Raw genomic sequence first — 264 nt, 5'->3', positions numbered from 1 at the left:
TACGATTTAGAACTTATTTGTTCGTAGTGTCCACACAGATGATTGTTAATTGTAAAGAGAACAACACTTATTGTTTGGGTCTGTAGCTCAGTTGGTTAGAGCGCACCCCTGATAAGGGTGAGGTCGGTGGTTCAAATCCACCCAGACCCACCACTTCTTCTTAATCTTATCACTAAGATTGAAACGAAGTCGGATAACAAACAATAATACCAGCATATGTGGGGCTATAGCTCAGCTGGGAGAGCGCCTGCCTTGCACGCAGGA

Annotated in this window: 1 tRNA gene; it reads left to right on the top strand. The window is 44.3% G+C overall.

Features of this window, described 5'->3' with window-relative positions:
• Window positions 1–76: 76 nt before the first annotated feature.
• Window positions 77–153 (top strand) — tRNA-Ile (locus tag AN395_RS19265).
• Window positions 154–264: the final 111 nt, after the last annotated feature.

The sequence above is a fragment of the Pseudoalteromonas sp. P1-30 genome, from assembly GCF_001400005.1.
Classification (GTDB): Bacteria; Pseudomonadota; Gammaproteobacteria; order Enterobacterales; family Alteromonadaceae; genus Pseudoalteromonas; species Pseudoalteromonas atlantica.
This window is presented reverse-complemented; position numbering and strand designations above follow the sequence as displayed.